The following is a 16,062-nucleotide window of genomic DNA, read 5'->3' on the forward strand; positions in this document are numbered from 1 at the left end:
CGCGGATGGTAACCGGCGCAGCCTGCGCCACGTATTTGCCGGTACAGTCGGGATTCGGAGATGTCCCGGCCCCGCGACGCCAACCGGGATCCCGACACGTGGCCGCCTCCCCTACCCTTGAAGCCCCCGAGACCGTCGACCGCTCGGGGCGGCGCTGGTTCTACCGCCACCCGCTGGTGATCCGGCTGGCGCACTGGATCAACGCCGCGGTGCTGCTCGTGCTGCTGATGAGCGGCCTGCAGATCTTCAACGCCCACCCCGCCCTCTACTGGGGCGCGACCTCGACCTTCGACACGCCGGCGCTCGCCATCACCAGCGAGCAGGGACGTGACGGCACGAATCGCGGCGTGGTGACGGTCGGCTCCCACACCCTCGACACCACCGGCGTGCTCGGCCTGTCGAAGCAGGGCGGCACCGAAGTCGAGCGCGCCTTCCCATCCTGGGCGACCCTGCCGGCCGACCAGGACCTCGCCACGGGGCGGCGCTGGCACTTCCTGTTCGCGTGGCTCCTGGTGATCAACGGCGCGGTCTATCTTTTCTACGGACTGTTCAGCGGCCAGCTCCGCCGGCGCCTGATCCCGGAGGGCGACCAGATCCGCGATTTCGGCGGTTCCGTGAAGGAGCACCTGCTCCTGCGCTTCCCCGAGGGCACGGAGGCCAAGCGCTACAACGTCATCCAGAAGCTGACCTACCTCGTCCTGGTGCTCGGCCTGCTGCCCGCGATGGTGCTCGCCGGTCTTGCCATGTCGCCGGGGATGGATGCCGCCTGGCCCTGGCTCACCGAGCTGTTCGGCGGCCGGCAATCGGCGCGCAGCATCCACTTCATCGCGGCCGGGCTGATCGTGCTGTTCGTGGTGGTCCACGTGGTGCTCGTGATCGTCTCCGGCCTCGTCAACAACATGCGCGGCATGATCACCGGCTGGTTCAGCCTCGGCCGCGACCGGGAGACCGCCCGATGATCCTCCACCGCCGCAAGCTCCTCACCGCCGGCGCCGGCCTGCTGGGCACCGCGCTGCTGGGCGGCTGCGACAGGTTCGCCGGGACCGAGGAGGGGCAGCGCACCCTCAAGGTCGGCGAGGACGCGAACGCGTACGTCCAGCGCCTGCTGATGTCCCCCGCGACCCTGGCCCGGGAATTCCCGGCCGCGATGATCTCGCCCTGGTTCAAGCCGAACGGCACGATCGACCCGCCGGACCGCGCCTACCGCGCCCTGGCGGCGCAGACGTTTTCGGATTTCAAGCTCTCCGTCGACGGGCTCGTCCAGACGCCGCTGTCGCTGAGCCTCGCGGACCTGCGCGCCCTGCCCGCCCGCACCCAGATCACCCGCCACGATTGCGTCGAGGGCTGGAGCTGCATCGGGCAATGGTCGGGCGTGCCGCTCGCCGAGGTGCTGAAGAAGGCCGGGCTGAAGCCGCAGGCGCGCTACGCCGTGTTCCACTGCGCCGACACGCTGGAGGTCGAGGCCGGCCCCAAGGGCGGCGGCAAGGGGCGCGGCCAGGGCGCGTCCCTGTGGCGCCCGACCCATCCGGGGGCGGTCCGCGACGCGTACGTCCAGCTCGCCGCCGCCGACGATTGGGGCGGCGCGCCGACCGCCACCGATGCGCCGAAGACTGACGCCCCCACGGATGATTGGGGCCAGGGCAGCCCGGCCCCGGAGCCCGAGGAGACGGGGACACCGATCCGCTACTACGAGAGCATCGACCTCTACGACGCCTTCAACCCGCAGACGATCCTGGCCTACGACCTCAACGGCAAGCCGCTGCCGGTCTCGAACGGCGCGCCGCTGCGCCTGCGGGTCGAGCGCCAGCTCGGCTACAAGCAGGCCAAGTACGTGATGCGGGTGGAGATGGTGGAGTCCCTCGCCGAGATCGGCCAGGGCAGCGGCGGCTACTGGGAGGATCGCGGCTACGAGTGGTACGCGGGGATCTGACCGCTCAGCGCTGCGTCTCCCCGCGCTCGCGCTCGACCGCCGCCATCAGCACGGCGTTGACGCGGGCCTGCCATCCGGGCCCCATGGCGCGGAAATGCGCGACCACTTCCGGAAGAAGGCGGACCATGACTGGTTCGTCCGCCAGTCCAGGGATAAGGTCGGGCGGGCCGCGCCGCACGAAGCGGTCGCCGACATGGAAGTCGGCCCGCGCGAGCATCGCGTCCGTCAGTTCGGGAATCTCGTCGTATTCCTCCGGCGTGATCGCGTGCGCGTCCACCTTGGCGAGGTCGCTTTGCACCGGGACCTCAGCGGATGAGCGGTGCGTAGCGCTTCTGCTCCCTGACATTGGCTTTCCTCATCGAGAAAACGTGGTGGTCCTGCTCTCGCGGTGTCCAGATCACGATCGTCATGCGGCCGGCTAGGAAGCCGACCGTGACGAGTTGGACCTCGCCGTAATCCTGACGGACATCCTCGAACGTGAATGTCCGGCCCGCAAACACCAGTGCCGCATCCTCGAAGTCGAGCCCGCGTTCCACCAGGGTCCGACTGCGCTTGGCCGGATCGTAGGTGATCGCCATCGCGCACCGTTCATATAAGCCGTGCGCGGGGCTTACGACGAGTCCCTCGGGCGAGGCTTGCGTCACCCCCGCCATTTGACAACCCGTCCCCCGTAACCCACTTGTCCCCGGCGCGCGGCCCCGGCCCGACGGCGGGCAAACGTCCCACGCGAATTTCGAACAGAATTCGTCCGTCGCGCCAGGCTCCGTCGAGGGGCAGAGGTCTGAATGAAAGTCGTCGTCGTCGAGTCGCCGGCCAAAGCCAAGACGATCAATAAGTATCTCGGCCGCGACTATGAAGTCATCGCCTCCTTCGGGCATATCCGCGACCTGCCGGCCAAGGACGGCTCGGTCGATCCCGAGCAGGATTTCCACATGGTCTGGGAGCTGGCCGACCGGGGCGCCAGCCGCGTCAGCGAGATCGTCAAGGCGGTCAAGGGCGCCGACAAGCTGATCCTGGCGACCGACCCGGACCGCGAGGGCGAGGCGATCTCCTGGCACGTCCTTGAGGCCCTGAACGCCCGCAAGGCGCTCAAGGGCATCCCGGTGGAGCGCGTCACCTTCAACGCCATCACCAAGTCGTCGGTCGAGGCGGCGATGCGCAAGCCCCGGGAGATCGATCAGGCCCTGGTCGACGCCTACCTGGCGCGCCGGGCGCTCGACTATCTCGTCGGCTTCAACCTCTCGCCGGTCCTGTGGCGCAAGCTCCCGGGCGCCCGCTCGGCGGGGCGCGTGCAGTCCGTGGCGCTCCGCCTCGTGGTCGAGCGCGAGATGGAGATCGAGCGGTTCAAGCCGCGCGAGTACTGGACGCTCATCGCCACCCTGACGACCGCGGCGGGCGGGACCTTCGAGGCCCGCCTCGTGGGGGCGGACGGCAAGCGCATCCAGCGTCTCGATGTCGGGACGGGCGAGGAGGCCGCGGCATTCAAGCGCGACCTCGAACTCGCGACCTTCCAGGTGGCCAGCGTCGAGGCCAAGCCCGCCAAGCGCCATCCACAGCCGCCCTTCACCACCTCCACGCTCCAGCAGGAAGCATCGCGGAAACTCGGGATGGCGCCGGCCCAGACCATGCGGGTCGCCCAACGCCTCTACGAGGGGGTGGATGTCGGCGGCGAGACGGTCGGCATCATCACCTACATGCGGACCGACGGCGTCGACATGGCGCCGGAGGCGATCCAGGACACCCGCCGGGTCGTCGCCAAGGAGTTCGGCGACCGCTACGTGCCGGACGTGCCGCGCAAGTACAGCGTTAAGGCCAAGAACGCCCAGGAGGCCCACGAGGCCGTGCGGCCGACCGATATGGGCCGCTTGCCCAAGATGGTCGCGCGCCACCTGGAGTCCGAGCAGGCCAAGCTCTACGAGCTGATCTGGACGCGCACCATGGCGAGCCAGATGGAATCGGCCGAGCTGGAGCGCACCACCGTGGACGTCACGGCGAAGGTCGGCCCCCGTCAGATCGACCTGCGTGCCACCGGCCAGGTGGTGAAGTTCGACGGCTTCCTGGCGCTCTATCAGGAGGGCAAGGACGACGAGGAGGACGAGGAGAGCCGCCGCCTGCCGCCGATGAAGGCCGGCGACCCGCTGACCCGCGAGCGCATCGCCTCGACCCAGCATTTCACCGAGCCGCCGCCGCGCTACTCCGAGGCGAGCCTCGTGAAGCGCATGGAGGAACTCGGCATCGGCCGGCCCTCGACCTACGCGGCGGTGCTGCAGACGCTCCGGGACCGCGAGTACGTCAAGATCGAGAAGAAACGGCTCCAGCCGGAGGACAAGGGGCGGCTCGTCACGGGCTTCCTGGAGAGCTTCTTCCGGCGCTACGTCGAGTACGACTTCACCGCCGATCTGGAGGCGCAGCTCGACCGGGTCTCCAACGCCGAGATCGACTGGCGGGCGGTGCTGCGCGATTTCTGGCGCGATTTCTCCGCGGCGATCGGCGAGACCAAGGAGCTGCGCGTCACCGACGTGCTGGAGGCGCTGAACGGTCTCCTCGGCCCGCACATCTTCCCCGACAAGGGCGACGGCTCGAACCCGCGCACCTGCCCGACCTGCGGCGCCGGCCAACTCTCGCTGAAGCTCGGCAAGTTCGGCGCCTTCATCGGCTGCTCGAACTATCCGGAGTGCAAGTTCACCCGCCAGCTCTCGGCCTCGGGTGTCGATGGCGACGGCGACGGTTCGTCCGCCGAGGGTGGCCAGCCGGGCGTCCGGGTGCTGGGCAGCGATCCCGCGACCGGCCTGCCGGTGACGCTCCGCGACGGGCGGTTCGGCCCGTTCGTGCAACTGGGCGAGGCTTCCACCGAGAAGGACGCGGCCAAGCCGAAGCGCTCGTCGCTGCCCAAGGGGCTTTCGCCGTCCGAGGTCGGCCTCGACAAGGCCCTGGCCCTGCTCGCCCTCCCCCGGGAGGTGGCGCGCCACCCCGAGACCGGTGAGCCGATCCTGGCCAATCTCGGCCGGTTCGGGCCCTACGTGCAGCACGGGAAGACCTACGCCAATCTCGGCAAGGACGACGACGTGCTGGAGATCGGCGGTAACCGCGCCATCGACCTGATCGTCGCCAAGGAGCAGGGCGGCGGCCGTGGCCGCCCGGCTGCCGATCCGGGTCGTCCCCTCGGCCAGGACGCCGCCAGCGGGCGCGACCTGGTGGTCAAGGCCGGCAAGTACGGCCCCTACGTCACGGACGGCGAGGTGAACGCCACGCTTCCGAAGACGATGGCGGCCGAGGCTCTGACCTTGGACGAGGCGATCGCCCTGGTGAATGCCAAGCGTGCTGCGGGGGGTGGCAAGCCGGCCAAGCGCGGATCGGCGCGGAAGACGTCCGCACGGGCGACGGGCGGCGAGAAGCCGGCGGCGAAAAAAACCGCCGCCAAGAAACCCGCTGCGGGCGCGGGGACGGCGAAGAGTGCAACCGCGAAGCGCCCGGCGGCCAAGAAGGCGCCCGCGAAGAAGTCGGGGACCGCCTGAGCCGGCGGGTCCGGCTCAGGTCAGACGAGGTAGCTGAGGGTGGCCACCACCGCGGTCGCCAGAGTGCCCAGCGCGAGGGTCGTGGCGGTCACGAAGGCCCGGGCGGGCTGTACACCGGCCGCCTCGTCCTCGCACCCGAAGGCGGCGCCGGCCGCGTGCTCGAAACGGATCAGGGTGAGGCGGCGGGCCTCGATCGCGGCATTGGTCATCGACTGCGGCTCCCTGACCACGGTCAAGTTCTGTCTCCGCCAATAACGTCGACCATTTCGAACCGTTCCGGTGGCGATCTGCTGAGATTGATCGTGCGCGTCACGGGAAAACCTTAACCCATCATTGTGCAACGTCGCGATGACGGCCGGCGGCGCGTTCGGAAGCGCCGTTGCCCCTCTGCCCCTCGCTCGCGGCGCCGCAGCATGCGATGGTGCCGCCGCGTCGCCCCGGGGCGGACGGCTTTGATGTTTCTGTTTTGTTCCGCTATCGTGCGGGGATGAAGGCGCATGCTCCACGACCGCATAACAGTCCGCGTGAGATCGAGCCGGCCGATGGGCCGCGCCCGCGGAGGCCGCGCGTGAGCGACCCGGCGCGCGACCTGTTGGGGCCGGGTGGGAAGGCGGCCACCCCCGCCGCCCGTTTGCCCGAGCCGCGACGGCGCCTGGCCGCCTCGGCCTCGGTGCCGGCCATCGCGGCGGCCGAGCCCGAGGCCGGCTATACGGCCTCCGACATCGAGGTGCTGGAGGGGCTGGAGCCGGTCCGGCGCCGGCCCGGCATGTATATCGGTGGCACCGACGAGCGGGCGCTGCACCACCTCTTCGCCGAGGTGATCGACAATTCCATGGATGAGGCGGTGGCTGGCCATGCCAGTTTCATCGAGGTGGAGCTGGAGGAATCCGGGATCCTGGTGGTCACCGACAACGGCCGCGGCATCCCGGTGGACCCGCACCCGAAATTTCCAGGCAAGTCCGCGCTCGAAGTCATCATGACGACGCTGCATGCCGGGGGTAAGTTCGACTCGAAGGTCTACGAGACCTCCGGCGGTCTGCATGGCGTCGGCATCTCGGTGGTCAACGCCCTGTCGGATCTCCTGGAGGTCGAGGTCGCCCGCAATCAGACCCTGTACCGCCAGACCTTCTCGCGCGGCCACGCGCAGGGCGCGCTGGAGCTGGTCGGCCGGGTGCAGAACCGCCGTGGCACGCGGGTCCGCTTCCATCCCGACGCCCAGATCTTCGGCTCGCTGAAGTTCGATCCGCGCCGCCTGTTCAAGATGGCGCGCTCCAAGGCCTACCTGTTCGGCGGCGTCGAGATCCGCTGGCGCTGCGCCCCTGCCCTGCTCGAAGGGCTGGAGGGCGTGCCGGCCGAGGCCGTGCACCGCTTCCCTGACGGGTTGCGCGACTACCTGGCCCGGGACATCGACGGCAAGGACCTCGTCACCGACGTGATGTTCTCCGGCAAGATCACCAAACCGGGCTCGCACGGCTCCCTGGAATGGGCGGTGGCCTGGATGGTCGCCGAGGACGGGTTCTCGCATTCCTACTGCAACACCATCCCGACGCCCGAGGGCGGCACCCACGAGGCCGGCCTGCGGGTCGCCCTGCTGCGGGCCTTACGCGAGCACGCCGAGCGCGTGAACCAGGCCAAGCGCATGATGGCGGTGACCACCGACGACGTGATGGCGACCTGCGCGTCGATGCTGTCGGTGTTCATCCGCGAGCCCGAGTTCCAGGGCCAGACCAAGGACAAGCTCGCCACCGTCGAGGCACAGCGCATCGTCGAGACGGCGGTGCGCGACGCCTTCGACCATTGGCTGGCCGCCTCCCCGGCCCAGGCCAACAAGCTCCTCGACTGGGTGATCGACCGGGCCGAGGAGCGTCTGCGCCGCCGCCAGGAGAAGGAGGTCGCCCGCAAGAGCGCGACCCGCAAGCTGCGGCTGCCCGGCAAGCTGGCGGATTGCTCGGCCGCCGGCACCGCGGGTTCCGAGATCTTCATCGTTGAGGGCGATTCCGCCGGCGGCTCGGCCAAGCAGGCCCGCGACCGGGCCACCCAGGCGATCCTGCCGCTGCGCGGCAAGATCCTGAACGTCGCCTCGGCCTCCCGGGACAAGCTCGGCGCCAACCAGCTGATCTCGGACCTGACCCTGGCGCTCGGCTGCGGGACCGGATCGGCCTTCCGCGAGACCGACCTGCGCTACGACAAGGTGATCATCATGACGGACGCCGACGTCGACGGCGCCCACATCGCCTCGCTTCTGATCACCTTCTTCTACCGGCAGATGCCCAAGCTCATCGACCGCGGCCACCTGTATCTGGCGATCCCGCCGCTCTACCGGCTCCAGCAGGGCTCGAAGGTGGCCTATGCGAGGGACGATGCCGACCGGGAGCGGATCACCAAGACGGTGTTCAAGGGCGGCAAAGTCGAGATCGGGCGCTTCAAGGGCCTGGGCGAGATGATGCCGGCCCAGCTCAAGGAGACCACCATGGACCCGAAGAAGCGCACGCTCCTGCGCGTCGCGATCCTCGACGAGGCTCGGGAGTCGACGGGCGACACGGTCGAGCGCCTGATGGGCAACAAGCCCGAAGCCCGCTTCGCCTTCATCAGCGAGCGCGCCGCCTTCGCCGAGGGGGCCGATCTCGACATCTGAGGAACGGTCTCGCGCAGCCGCGGCGTTTCAGGATGCCGGGCTGCGCCGCACGCCGATGACACGGAGGCGGCGCGTCGCGGTGGTCCGACGCGAGATCGCGAACATCCCGAAGCTGCGTCTCGCGGGCGAGCAGAGCCCGGGCTCAGCGCTAATGCGCGGCGATCGCCTTCGCCGGATCGAAGGGCTGGGCCGCCGAGATGGTGTCCTTGCTCATGTTGAGAACCGCCGAGAAGCGGCTGCCGCCGGGCCGCAGCACCAGGGCGCTGGGCTCCACCGCGATGCGCTTGCTCCCCAGCCCGAGGAAGCCGCCGACATCCATCACCACCGCCTTGAGCGTACCGCCGTCGGCAATCAGGAGGTCGTCAATCTTGCCGACGCTGTCGCCGGCGGCGTTGCGCACCTCGACGCCGATCATCTTGGAGGCCAGGAAGGCGACTGGCTTGAGTCCCTGACGCTTGGCGGCGTCCTCGGCGCTGGCGGCCTCCATCAGGCGTCCGGCTCCGGCACCGTCGGTCGCAGTGCCCGGCCCCGTCCCGGGTAGCACCGTACCCCGGCCGATCACGGAGGCGTCCTGAGCGCGGGCCTGCGGCACCGCAAGGCAGAGGGCTGTCAGCGACAGGACAAGGATTCGGCTTCGCATCGAAGATCGTTCCGCGCGCCCTATCCGGCTGGGGCGCCGGGGGCTCAATCGCCCGATGCCGGCCCGGTTCCGGCCCGGCATGTCGCACCCGCCCGAGCGGCATCGGGCCCGGAACGCGAAAGGGGCCCGGCCTTGCGGCCGGACCCCGTTCAGGGAGCCGGGATGCCCGGCTCCGAGGTTCGATCTCAGTACGAGCCGAACTTGTAGTTCACACCGGCGCGGACGACCGCGAACTCGGTCTTGGCCGCGGCGCCGTTGAGGTAAGCGGTGCCGTTCGGGGGCAGCAGGTAATTGTAGAAGATGCCCGAGGCGGCGTTCTTCTGCCGATCGAGGCTCACGTACAGACCTTCGACCTTCAGCGTCACGGCCGAGGACTTGAAGAAGTTCAGGAACGAATCGGTGGGCAGGGCGTACTCGATGCCGCCGCCGACCGCGTAGCCGGTGCGGAAGCTGTCGCGGAACCGGTTGCCCGCGAAGTTCTGATCGTCCTGGCCCGAGGCATAGGCGAAGCCGCCGGTGCCGTAGATCAGGGTGCGGTCGAAGGCGTAGCCGAGACGGCCGCGGGCGGTGCCGAAGTAGTCGAGCCCGTTGCCGCTGGTGGCGACGTAGGCGCGCGGCCGCGAGAAGGCGACGCCCGGATCGCCGAAGCCGGTGTAGTTCAGCGTGCCGTCGGCGCGGCGGGCGAAGTCGACGTACTGCGCGTCAGCCTCGAAGCCGACCACGATGCCCGAGCCCGGCGTGAACTGATAGTTGTAGCCGATCTGCCCGCCGCCGGTGAAGCCGTCGTTGTTGTTGCGGTTGTTGACGCTGACCACCGCGTTGGTGCCGGCCGAGTTCACCACCGAACCGTAGGGCAGGAAGTAGTTGGTGGTCTTGCGGCTGTTGGCATCGAAGCCGTAGCCGGCGTTCACACCGAAGTAGAACCCCGTCCAGGTGAAGACCGGCACCGGCGTGAAAGCCGGCGGCGGCGCTGCGCGGCGCGGCAGATCGGCCGCCGAGGCCGCGGCGGTGACGCCGACCAGCACAGTCGACGCAAGGAGAAGCTTCTTCATGATTCCAAAGGTCCTGGGTTAGCTGGAGCCGACAGCCTTCTAGGCGTTCCCGGTCCCAAGATCTGTCGCTTTCCTGCAACAAGTGTTCTCAGACTAGCCGCAGAGCGTCAACAAAACATGAAGACTAGTGGCCGACATCCGGTGCGCTATCATCGAGTTACCGCCAATCGGGAGCTTATATTTATTATAAATTGGTCTGAATAGTCTTCATGGAGATTGTTTATGGCGATAAAATCAGAGGATTCACGCTCGATATTGGTCAAGTGACGGCGATCTCGTACCGCGCCGCGCGGATGAGGTTCGCCCCGTCTGATCGTTCACCGCCGCCCGGCGTAAAGCTGTGGTTAACCATGGTGCCCGACGATGCGCGGCCGAAGGCCTGGCGCGCGTTCGGCGGAGCGAGTCGCCCATGCACATCCGCCCTGACCGGGCTTCGAAAGCCTTCGGCAGGCGGCGGCCCGCCGGTGCGGCCGTCGACCTGGACCGGAGGAATCCGGTTCGCCGGGGAACGCTCCTCGGCTGGTCGCTGCGCGTATCGGCTGTCGCCGGTCTCCTGGCGGTCGCCGGCGCCTCTCAGCTAGCCCGGTGGAACAAGCTGAGCGATCCTCCCAGCCGGATCTTCGCCACGGCGGCTCCGGTCCCGCCCGACCCGGAGACGACCGGCGCGATCCCGGATGGTGTGGGGGCCGCACGGGCCACGCGGCCCGATCCCCGCCGCCGGCCCGTCTCCGACCGGCTTAGGCCCTGATCGGGCCCGGATCGCCTGTGCGTCGCGGCGCGTCGCGGCGCGTCGCCGCGCATTGCGAGATTGACAAGCCGCGCCAAGCCCCTAACTGACGGTCAGCATGCGCCCCGCGGCCCCGGGAGCGTACCAGCGCTCCGCGCGATCCTTCCCAGCCGTTGCCGCGACGGTGTCCATCGCGCCGGCCGGGCGCGCAACGGTTCCTGAACGCAGATGCCTTTTTCCGACCTGGGACTGAGCGAGAAAGTCCTGAACGCCGTCGCGACGGCGGGCTACACCGAGCCGACGCCGATCCAGGCTGAGGCCATCCCGCACGTTCTCGCCCGCCGCGATGTCCTGGGTATCGCCCAGACCGGGACCGGCAAGACCGCGGCCTTCACGCTGCCGATGCTGACCCTGCTGGAGAACGGCCGCGCCCGCGCCCGGATGCCCCGCACGCTGATCCTGGAACCGACCCGCGAACTGGCCGCCCAGGTGGTCGAGAACTTCGACCGCTACGGCACCAACCACAAGCTCAACGTCGCGCTGATCATCGGCGGGGTCTCGTTCGCCGATCAGGATGCCAAGCTGATGCGCGGCACCGACGTGCTGATCGCCACGCCGGGCCGCCTGCTCGACCATTTCGAGCGCGGCAAGCTGCTGCTGACCGGTGTGGAGCTTCTGGTCATCGACGAGGCGGACCGCATGCTCGACATGGGGTTCATCCCGGATATCGAGCGGATCGTGAAGATGGTGCCGTTCACCCGGCAGACCCTGTTCTTCTCCGCGACCATGCCGCCGGAGATCGAGCGGCTGGCGGACATGTTCCTGCACAATCCCCAGCGGGTCGAGGTGGCCCGGCCCGCCTCCACCGCCACCACGATCACGCAGCGTTTGGTCGCCACCGGCTCCGAGGGCCATGCCAAGCGCGAGCGCCTGCGCGACCTGATCCGCGGCGAGGCCGAGCTCAAGAACGGGATCATCTTCTGCAACCGCAAGCGCGATGTCGCCCTGCTCCAGAAGTCGCTGGTCAGCCACGGCTTCGACGCGGCGGCCCTGCACGGCGACATGGACCAGCGGGCGCGGACCACCGCCCTCGACGCGTTCCGGAACGGCGAGACCGCCCTGCTGGTGGCCAGCGACGTGGCGGCCCGCGGGCTCGACATCCCGGCGGTCAGTCACGTCTTCAACTTCGACGTGCCGCATCACCCCGAAGACTACGTCCACCGGATCGGCCGGACGGGCCGCGCCGGCCGGTCCGGCACCGCCTACACGCTGGCCTCCCCGGAGGATTCCCGCTCCCTCGGCGCCATCGAGGTGCTGATCGGCCAGCCGATCCCGTGGTTCGACGGCGACCTGTCGTCGGTGGCCGATCCCTCCGCCGATACCGGCACCCGCCATCGCGGTCGCTCGGGCGATACCCGCCGCGGGGCGCGCTCGGCCAAGGCCGCCGGAGGCAGCTCCGTCCCCGCCACAGACCGCCCGAAGGCGCGCGGCGCCCGCGGTGGCGCGTCGCCGCAGCGTGCCGAGACCCGTGGCGGTGCGGCCGCACCCCGGGCCGAGACCCGTGGCGCCGTGTCCGCGCCGCGGGCCGAAACCCGTCCCGTGCCGGAGCCGCGGCGTGAATCCGGCCGCGCGGAGCGGGTGCGCGACGAGCGCGGGCGCCGGAACGAGGCGGACGGCGAGACGCCCATCGGCCTCGGCGCCCATGTTCCGGCCTTCCTGCTTCGTCCAGTCTCGGCGAAGAAAGATAAATAAGGCCCGCGAATACGGCTTTAACTCTCTGTCTACCAGGCTGCCGTAGTCTGGTCTTCGAGCCACTATGCGACGAAGCGTCGGTAGGCCGAGGGCGGCGGGACGGGCATGAGCCATGAGAGCCATTCGGATCGGGATCGCAGCTTCGCGCTGGCGAAGCGGACCCACGACCTGATTCGCGATTACGGCCCCTCGGCGACCCCGCGCGCCTATGCCGTCTGGTATGCCTATGTGTCGGCGGAACTGCCGCTGCTCGGCGACGCGGTGAAGCGCCTCACCACCGAGAAGGGGGCGCTCACCGAGGCCGACATCGACGACCTCCACGAGACCTACCTGAACCGGCACGGCCTGGAGAACGCCACCGGCGACATCAGCCGCGTGGTCCTCGGCGAGATCGCGGCGGTCACCGAGATCCTCGACCTGTCGCTCGGCTCCACGACGCAGTACGGCGAATCCCTGCGCGGACTCGCCCAGGACCTCGCGGACGGCCTGCCCAATGGCGCGGGGCTCGGCGAGATCGTCGCGACGCTGGTCTCCACCACCCGCGAGGTCGCGGTCAACAACCGGGTCCTCGAGGCGCGTCTGCGCGAGACCCGCAGCGAGATCGAGACCCTCCGCGAGAAGCTCGAGGCGACCCGGCTCGAGAGCCTCACCGACACGCTGACCGGTCTCTCGAATCGCAAGCATTTCGAGGAAAGCCTGAAGGCGGCCGTCGAGGCCGCCCGGCTGCGCGCCGGCACGATGAGCCTGATCATCCTCGACATCGACTTCTTCAAGCGCTTCAACGACCTGTACGGCCACCTGACGGGCGATCAGGTGCTGCGGCTCGTGGCGATCGTGATGCGCGAGAATGCCGGCCGGCAGGCGCAGCTCGCCCGGTTCGGCGGCGAGGAGTTCGGGATCATCCTGCCCGAGGCGGACCGCGTCCTGGCCCGGCAGGTGGCCGAGACGGTCCGGGCCAGCGTGATGGGGCGCGAGCTGGTCAAGCGCTCCACCGGCGAGTCGCTGGGCAAGATCACGGTCTCGCTGGGCGTCGCGGTTCTGCGCCAGGGCGATACGCCGGCCGCGCTGCTGGAGCGGGCCGACCTGTGCATGTTCGTCGCCAAGCGCGGCGGCCGCAACCGCGCCGTGGACGACACCGCCGAGGCGCTGTCGCAGGTCGCCTGACGCGCGGCCGCTCCGGCCGGCTCAGACCGGGGCGGGCAGCCGGTCGGCCGAGACCGGGGTGATCGCCACGGACTCGCCGCAGCCGCAGGCCGAGGTCTGGTTCGGGTTGTTGAACACGAACTGGGACGCGAGCTTGCTGGTGGTGAAATCCATCTCGGTGCCGAGCAGGAACAGCACCGCCTTCGGATCGACGAACACCCGGACGCCGCGATCCTCGACCACGTCCTCGCCGGGCTTGACCGCCTCGGCATATTCCATCGTGTAGGACATCCCGGCGCAGCCGCCGTTGCGGACCCCGACCCGGAGTCCGGCGATCGGCCGGTCGGCCTCCGCCATGATCGCCTTGATCCGATCGGCGGCGCGATCGGTCAGCGAGAGAACCTTGAAACCAACGGACATCGTCACCCTCCCGCCCATCCGGGTTCAAGGCCCGGGAGCGCGCATTCTGACAGGGACAAGATAAGCATCCGTCTGCGGTCGGTCCACCGCCGCCGGGTCACACCTGCCGGGCATTCGGCGCGGTCAGGCCGCTTCGCCGGTCAGACGCGCGAAGGTTGCCAGATCGACGTTGCCGCCGCTGATCACCACGCCGACGCGCTTGTCCCGGACATCCACGAGCCCCTGCAGCACCGCCGCGGCCGCGAGGCAGCCGGTCGGCTCGACCACGAGCTTCATGCGGCCGGCGAAGAACCGCATCGTCTCCACGAGCTGCGTGTCGGAGACGGTCACGATCTCGGCGACCCGGGCGCGGATGATCGCGAAGGTCAGGTCGCCCAGCGCCGTCGACTGCGCCCCGTCGGCGATGGTCCGGGGCACCGGGATCGTCACCACCCGGCCCGCGTGGAACGAGCGCTGCCCGTCATTGCCGGCCTCGGGCTCGACGCCGATCACCCGGCAGCCCGGCGACAGTTCCGCCGCGGCCAGCGCGCAGCCCGCGAGTTGGCCGCCGCCGCCGAGGCAGGCCACCAGCACGTCGAGCGGCCCCACCGTCTCGATCAACTCCTGCGCCAGGGTCCCCTGCCCGGCGATGACGTCCGGATGGTTGAAGGGCGGGATGACGGTCAGGCCCCGCGGCTCCGCGATCTCCCGGCCGAGCGCCTCCCGGTCCTGGCTGTAGCGGTCGTAGAGGACGACCTCGGCGCCGTAGCCGCGGGTGGCCGCGATCTTCGCCGCGGGGGCGTCCGCCGGCATGATGATCGTGGCGGGGATGCCGAGGAGCCGGCTCGCCAGGGCGATGGCCTGGGCGTGGTTGCCCGAGGAGAAGGACAGCACGCCGCGGGCGCGGACCGCCTCCGGCAGGGCGCTGATCGCGTTGTAGGCCCCGCGGAACTTGAAGGCCCCGGCCCGCTGCAGATTCTCGGCCTTGAAGAACAGCTTCGCGCCGGTCATCGCGTCCGCGGTGCGGGAGGTCAGCACCGGCGTGCGGTGCGCCGCGCCCGCGATGCGCTCGGCGGCGCGCGCCACGTCGGCGTAGGTGGGCAGGCCGTCCGCCCCGGCTCGCTCGTCCTGCATCGGATCCCGCCTCGCTCCCGCTCCGTGTGATGGCGAGTCATACGGGCGTTCGTCCGCGTGCGCATCCCGGTCCGATGCACGGCCGGAAGCGGAGCCATTCGCCGGCTGACCGCTTATCCCGGTGTGATCGACTGGGCAGCACCGCTGGGGGGCGGCTTCGCCATGCGAATGGGATCGGATTTTTGTTGGCGCGCGGGGCCGGGTGACAGGCCGGCCGGGGGCGGTGCGTCGTGAGCGCCTGGATCCGGGAGCGCCCCGCGGGGGACGGCGCCACCGAGGTCACGTTCCGCGGCCGCGGGCTGGCCCTGCGCTCCGGCGCGCGGCTGATCCTCTTGGTGTGTCCGCTCTGCTCGCAGCGGAACGCGTCGCGGGGGGCCGAGCGGGGGATCTGTGAGTGGTGCGCGTATGTGCCGGCGCTGGAGGAGGCGGAGCCGGTGGAGGTGGGGCGGGGGTGATGGAACTAACTCTTTCTAACATCATCCAGCTAGGTCGGCATGGAACGTGCACAATCCGATGAAGAAGTTTCACGACTTATCGAAGGGGCGATAAGCTTCTACGCGCGCCATTATGACGTCAAATTTTGGCAGGTCGGGCGCGGACAGCCGAAGGTTATTCTAGGCAATTCAGCTGGAGCTCGATGCCGATTTTGCAGGAATTCAGCACCTGATGTATCATTTGGAAATATTGCTCATGCCATTCCAGAAGCGCTGGGCAATAGTAACTTGTTCACTCGATATGAATGTGATGATTGCAACCAATTATTCGGTAATACAATAGAGAATGATTTTGGTAACTGGTTCTTGCCGAGAAAGAATTTTGCTGTACTGAGAGGTAAAAAGGGTTACCCTTCAATAAAGAGTCGAGATAAAAAATCGAGACTCGATTGGAGGGAGTCGGGGCTCCATGTTGATCATCCAGAAGGGAGCGATTTCTTTGTTGCCGATGAAGAAAACAAAACACTTCAGTTTAACATGGACGTGCCGTCGTATGTTCCAAGTAACGTGTGGAAATCTTTCATAAAAATGGGAATTAGCTTGGCGGACAAAGACAAATATAAGTACTTTAGCGATGCAGTGGCTTGGATAATGGGATCATTGCGACCAAATTAATCTATTAGAACTTGGCCAATTCAGTC

General features: G+C 68.7%; 15 protein-coding genes. 8 read left to right on the plus strand and 7 right to left on the minus strand.

The features are described 5' to 3' along the window. The first annotated feature begins 98 nt into the window (after positions 1-98). Both AC3IF3_RS00920 and AC3IF3_RS00925 read left to right on the plus strand, forming a co-directional pair. Positions 99-959: a cytochrome b/b6 domain-containing protein gene (locus AC3IF3_RS00920; protein WP_489226801.1), complete on the plus strand. Its 861-nt coding sequence runs from the start codon at positions 99-101 to the stop codon at positions 957-959. Continuing rightward, the gene (locus AC3IF3_RS00925) at positions 956-1,930 is read left to right on the plus strand and encodes a molybdopterin-dependent oxidoreductase (RefSeq protein WP_243968090.1); all 975 of its coding nucleotides are present in this window, start codon (positions 956-958) and stop codon (positions 1,928-1,930) included. Before AC3IF3_RS00920 ends, AC3IF3_RS00925 begins: the two co-directional genes overlap by 4 nt. A gap of 4 nt (positions 1,931-1,934) precedes the next feature. On the opposite strand, the gene AC3IF3_RS00930 is transcribed toward AC3IF3_RS00925, so the two are convergent. Both AC3IF3_RS00930 and AC3IF3_RS00935 read right to left on the minus strand, forming a co-directional pair. Then, complete coding sequence (locus AC3IF3_RS00930) at positions 1,935-2,228, minus strand: BrnA antitoxin family protein (protein WP_489226802.1); 294 nt, start codon at positions 2,226-2,228, stop codon at positions 1,935-1,937. A gap of 7 nt (positions 2,229-2,235) precedes the next feature. Continuing rightward, positions 2,236-2,508, minus strand: a complete 273-nt coding sequence (locus AC3IF3_RS00935; protein WP_243968088.1) for a BrnT family toxin — start codon at positions 2,506-2,508, stop codon at positions 2,236-2,238. 207 nt (positions 2,509-2,715) lie between these two features. Between AC3IF3_RS00935 and topA the strand changes: the two genes are divergently transcribed. Beyond that, positions 2,716-5,445 carry a type I DNA topoisomerase gene (gene topA / locus AC3IF3_RS00940; RefSeq protein WP_489226804.1) on the plus strand — a complete coding sequence of 910 codons (2,730 nt, stop codon included), beginning with the start codon at positions 2,716-2,718 and terminating at the stop codon, positions 5,443-5,445. 20 nt (positions 5,446-5,465) lie between these two features. Here the strand turns inward: topA and AC3IF3_RS00945 are convergent, their stop codons facing one another. After that, the gene (locus AC3IF3_RS00945; protein ID WP_489231206.1) at positions 5,466-5,675 is read right to left on the minus strand and encodes a hypothetical protein; all 210 of its coding nucleotides are present in this window, start codon (positions 5,673-5,675) and stop codon (positions 5,466-5,468) included. A gap of 338 nt (positions 5,676-6,013) precedes the next feature. Between AC3IF3_RS00945 and parE the strand changes: the two genes are divergently transcribed. Further along, positions 6,014-8,080, plus strand: a complete 2,067-nt coding sequence (parE, locus tag AC3IF3_RS00950; protein WP_489226806.1) for a DNA topoisomerase IV subunit B — start codon at positions 6,014-6,016, stop codon at positions 8,078-8,080. 148 nt (positions 8,081-8,228) lie between these two features. Here the strand turns inward: parE and AC3IF3_RS00955 are convergent, their stop codons facing one another. Continuing rightward, positions 8,229-8,720 carry a PRC-barrel domain-containing protein gene (locus AC3IF3_RS00955; protein WP_243968085.1) on the minus strand — a complete coding sequence of 164 codons (492 nt, stop codon included), beginning with the start codon at positions 8,718-8,720 and terminating at the stop codon, positions 8,229-8,231. 185 nt (positions 8,721-8,905) lie between these two features. Continuing rightward, positions 8,906-9,772 (minus strand): outer membrane protein, encoded by an 867-nt coding sequence (locus AC3IF3_RS00960; RefSeq protein WP_489226808.1) that lies wholly within the window; start codon positions 9,770-9,772, stop codon positions 8,906-8,908. Between the two features lie 955 nt (positions 9,773-10,727). Between AC3IF3_RS00960 and AC3IF3_RS00965 the strand changes: the two genes are divergently transcribed. Together AC3IF3_RS00965 and AC3IF3_RS00970 are read left to right on the plus strand one after the other, a co-directional pair. Beyond that, a complete protein-coding gene (locus AC3IF3_RS00965) occupies positions 10,728-12,251 on the plus strand; it encodes a DEAD/DEAH box helicase (protein WP_489226809.1) in 1,524 nt (507 codons plus the stop codon). A 105-nt stretch (positions 12,252-12,356) separates the two neighbouring features. Continuing rightward, complete coding sequence (locus AC3IF3_RS00970) at positions 12,357-13,415, plus strand: GGDEF domain-containing protein (RefSeq protein WP_489219373.1); 1,059 nt, start codon at positions 12,357-12,359, stop codon at positions 13,413-13,415. Between the two features lie 21 nt (positions 13,416-13,436). On the opposite strand, the gene AC3IF3_RS00975 is transcribed toward AC3IF3_RS00970, so the two are convergent. Continuing rightward, positions 13,437-13,814: a HesB/IscA family protein gene (locus AC3IF3_RS00975; RefSeq protein ID WP_243968079.1), complete on the minus strand. Its 378-nt coding sequence runs from the start codon at positions 13,812-13,814 to the stop codon at positions 13,437-13,439. Positions 13,815-13,937: 123 nt separating this feature from the next. Beyond that, complete coding sequence (locus tag AC3IF3_RS00980) at positions 13,938-14,927, minus strand: threo-3-hydroxy-L-aspartate ammonia-lyase (RefSeq protein WP_489226811.1); 990 nt, start codon at positions 14,925-14,927, stop codon at positions 13,938-13,940. A 230-nt stretch (positions 14,928-15,157) separates the two neighbouring features. Between AC3IF3_RS00980 and AC3IF3_RS00985 the strand changes: the two genes are divergently transcribed. Continuing rightward, positions 15,158-15,382 (plus strand): hypothetical protein, encoded by a 225-nt coding sequence (locus AC3IF3_RS00985; RefSeq protein WP_489226813.1) that lies wholly within the window; start codon positions 15,158-15,160, stop codon positions 15,380-15,382. 39 nt (positions 15,383-15,421) lie between these two features. Further along, positions 15,422-16,036 carry an HNH endonuclease gene (locus AC3IF3_RS00990; RefSeq protein ID WP_489226815.1) on the plus strand — a complete coding sequence of 205 codons (615 nt, stop codon included), beginning with the start codon at positions 15,422-15,424 and terminating at the stop codon, positions 16,034-16,036. The last annotated feature ends 26 nt before the right edge of the window (positions 16,037-16,062 follow it).

The organism is Methylobacterium sp. J-118, assembly GCF_057836565.1.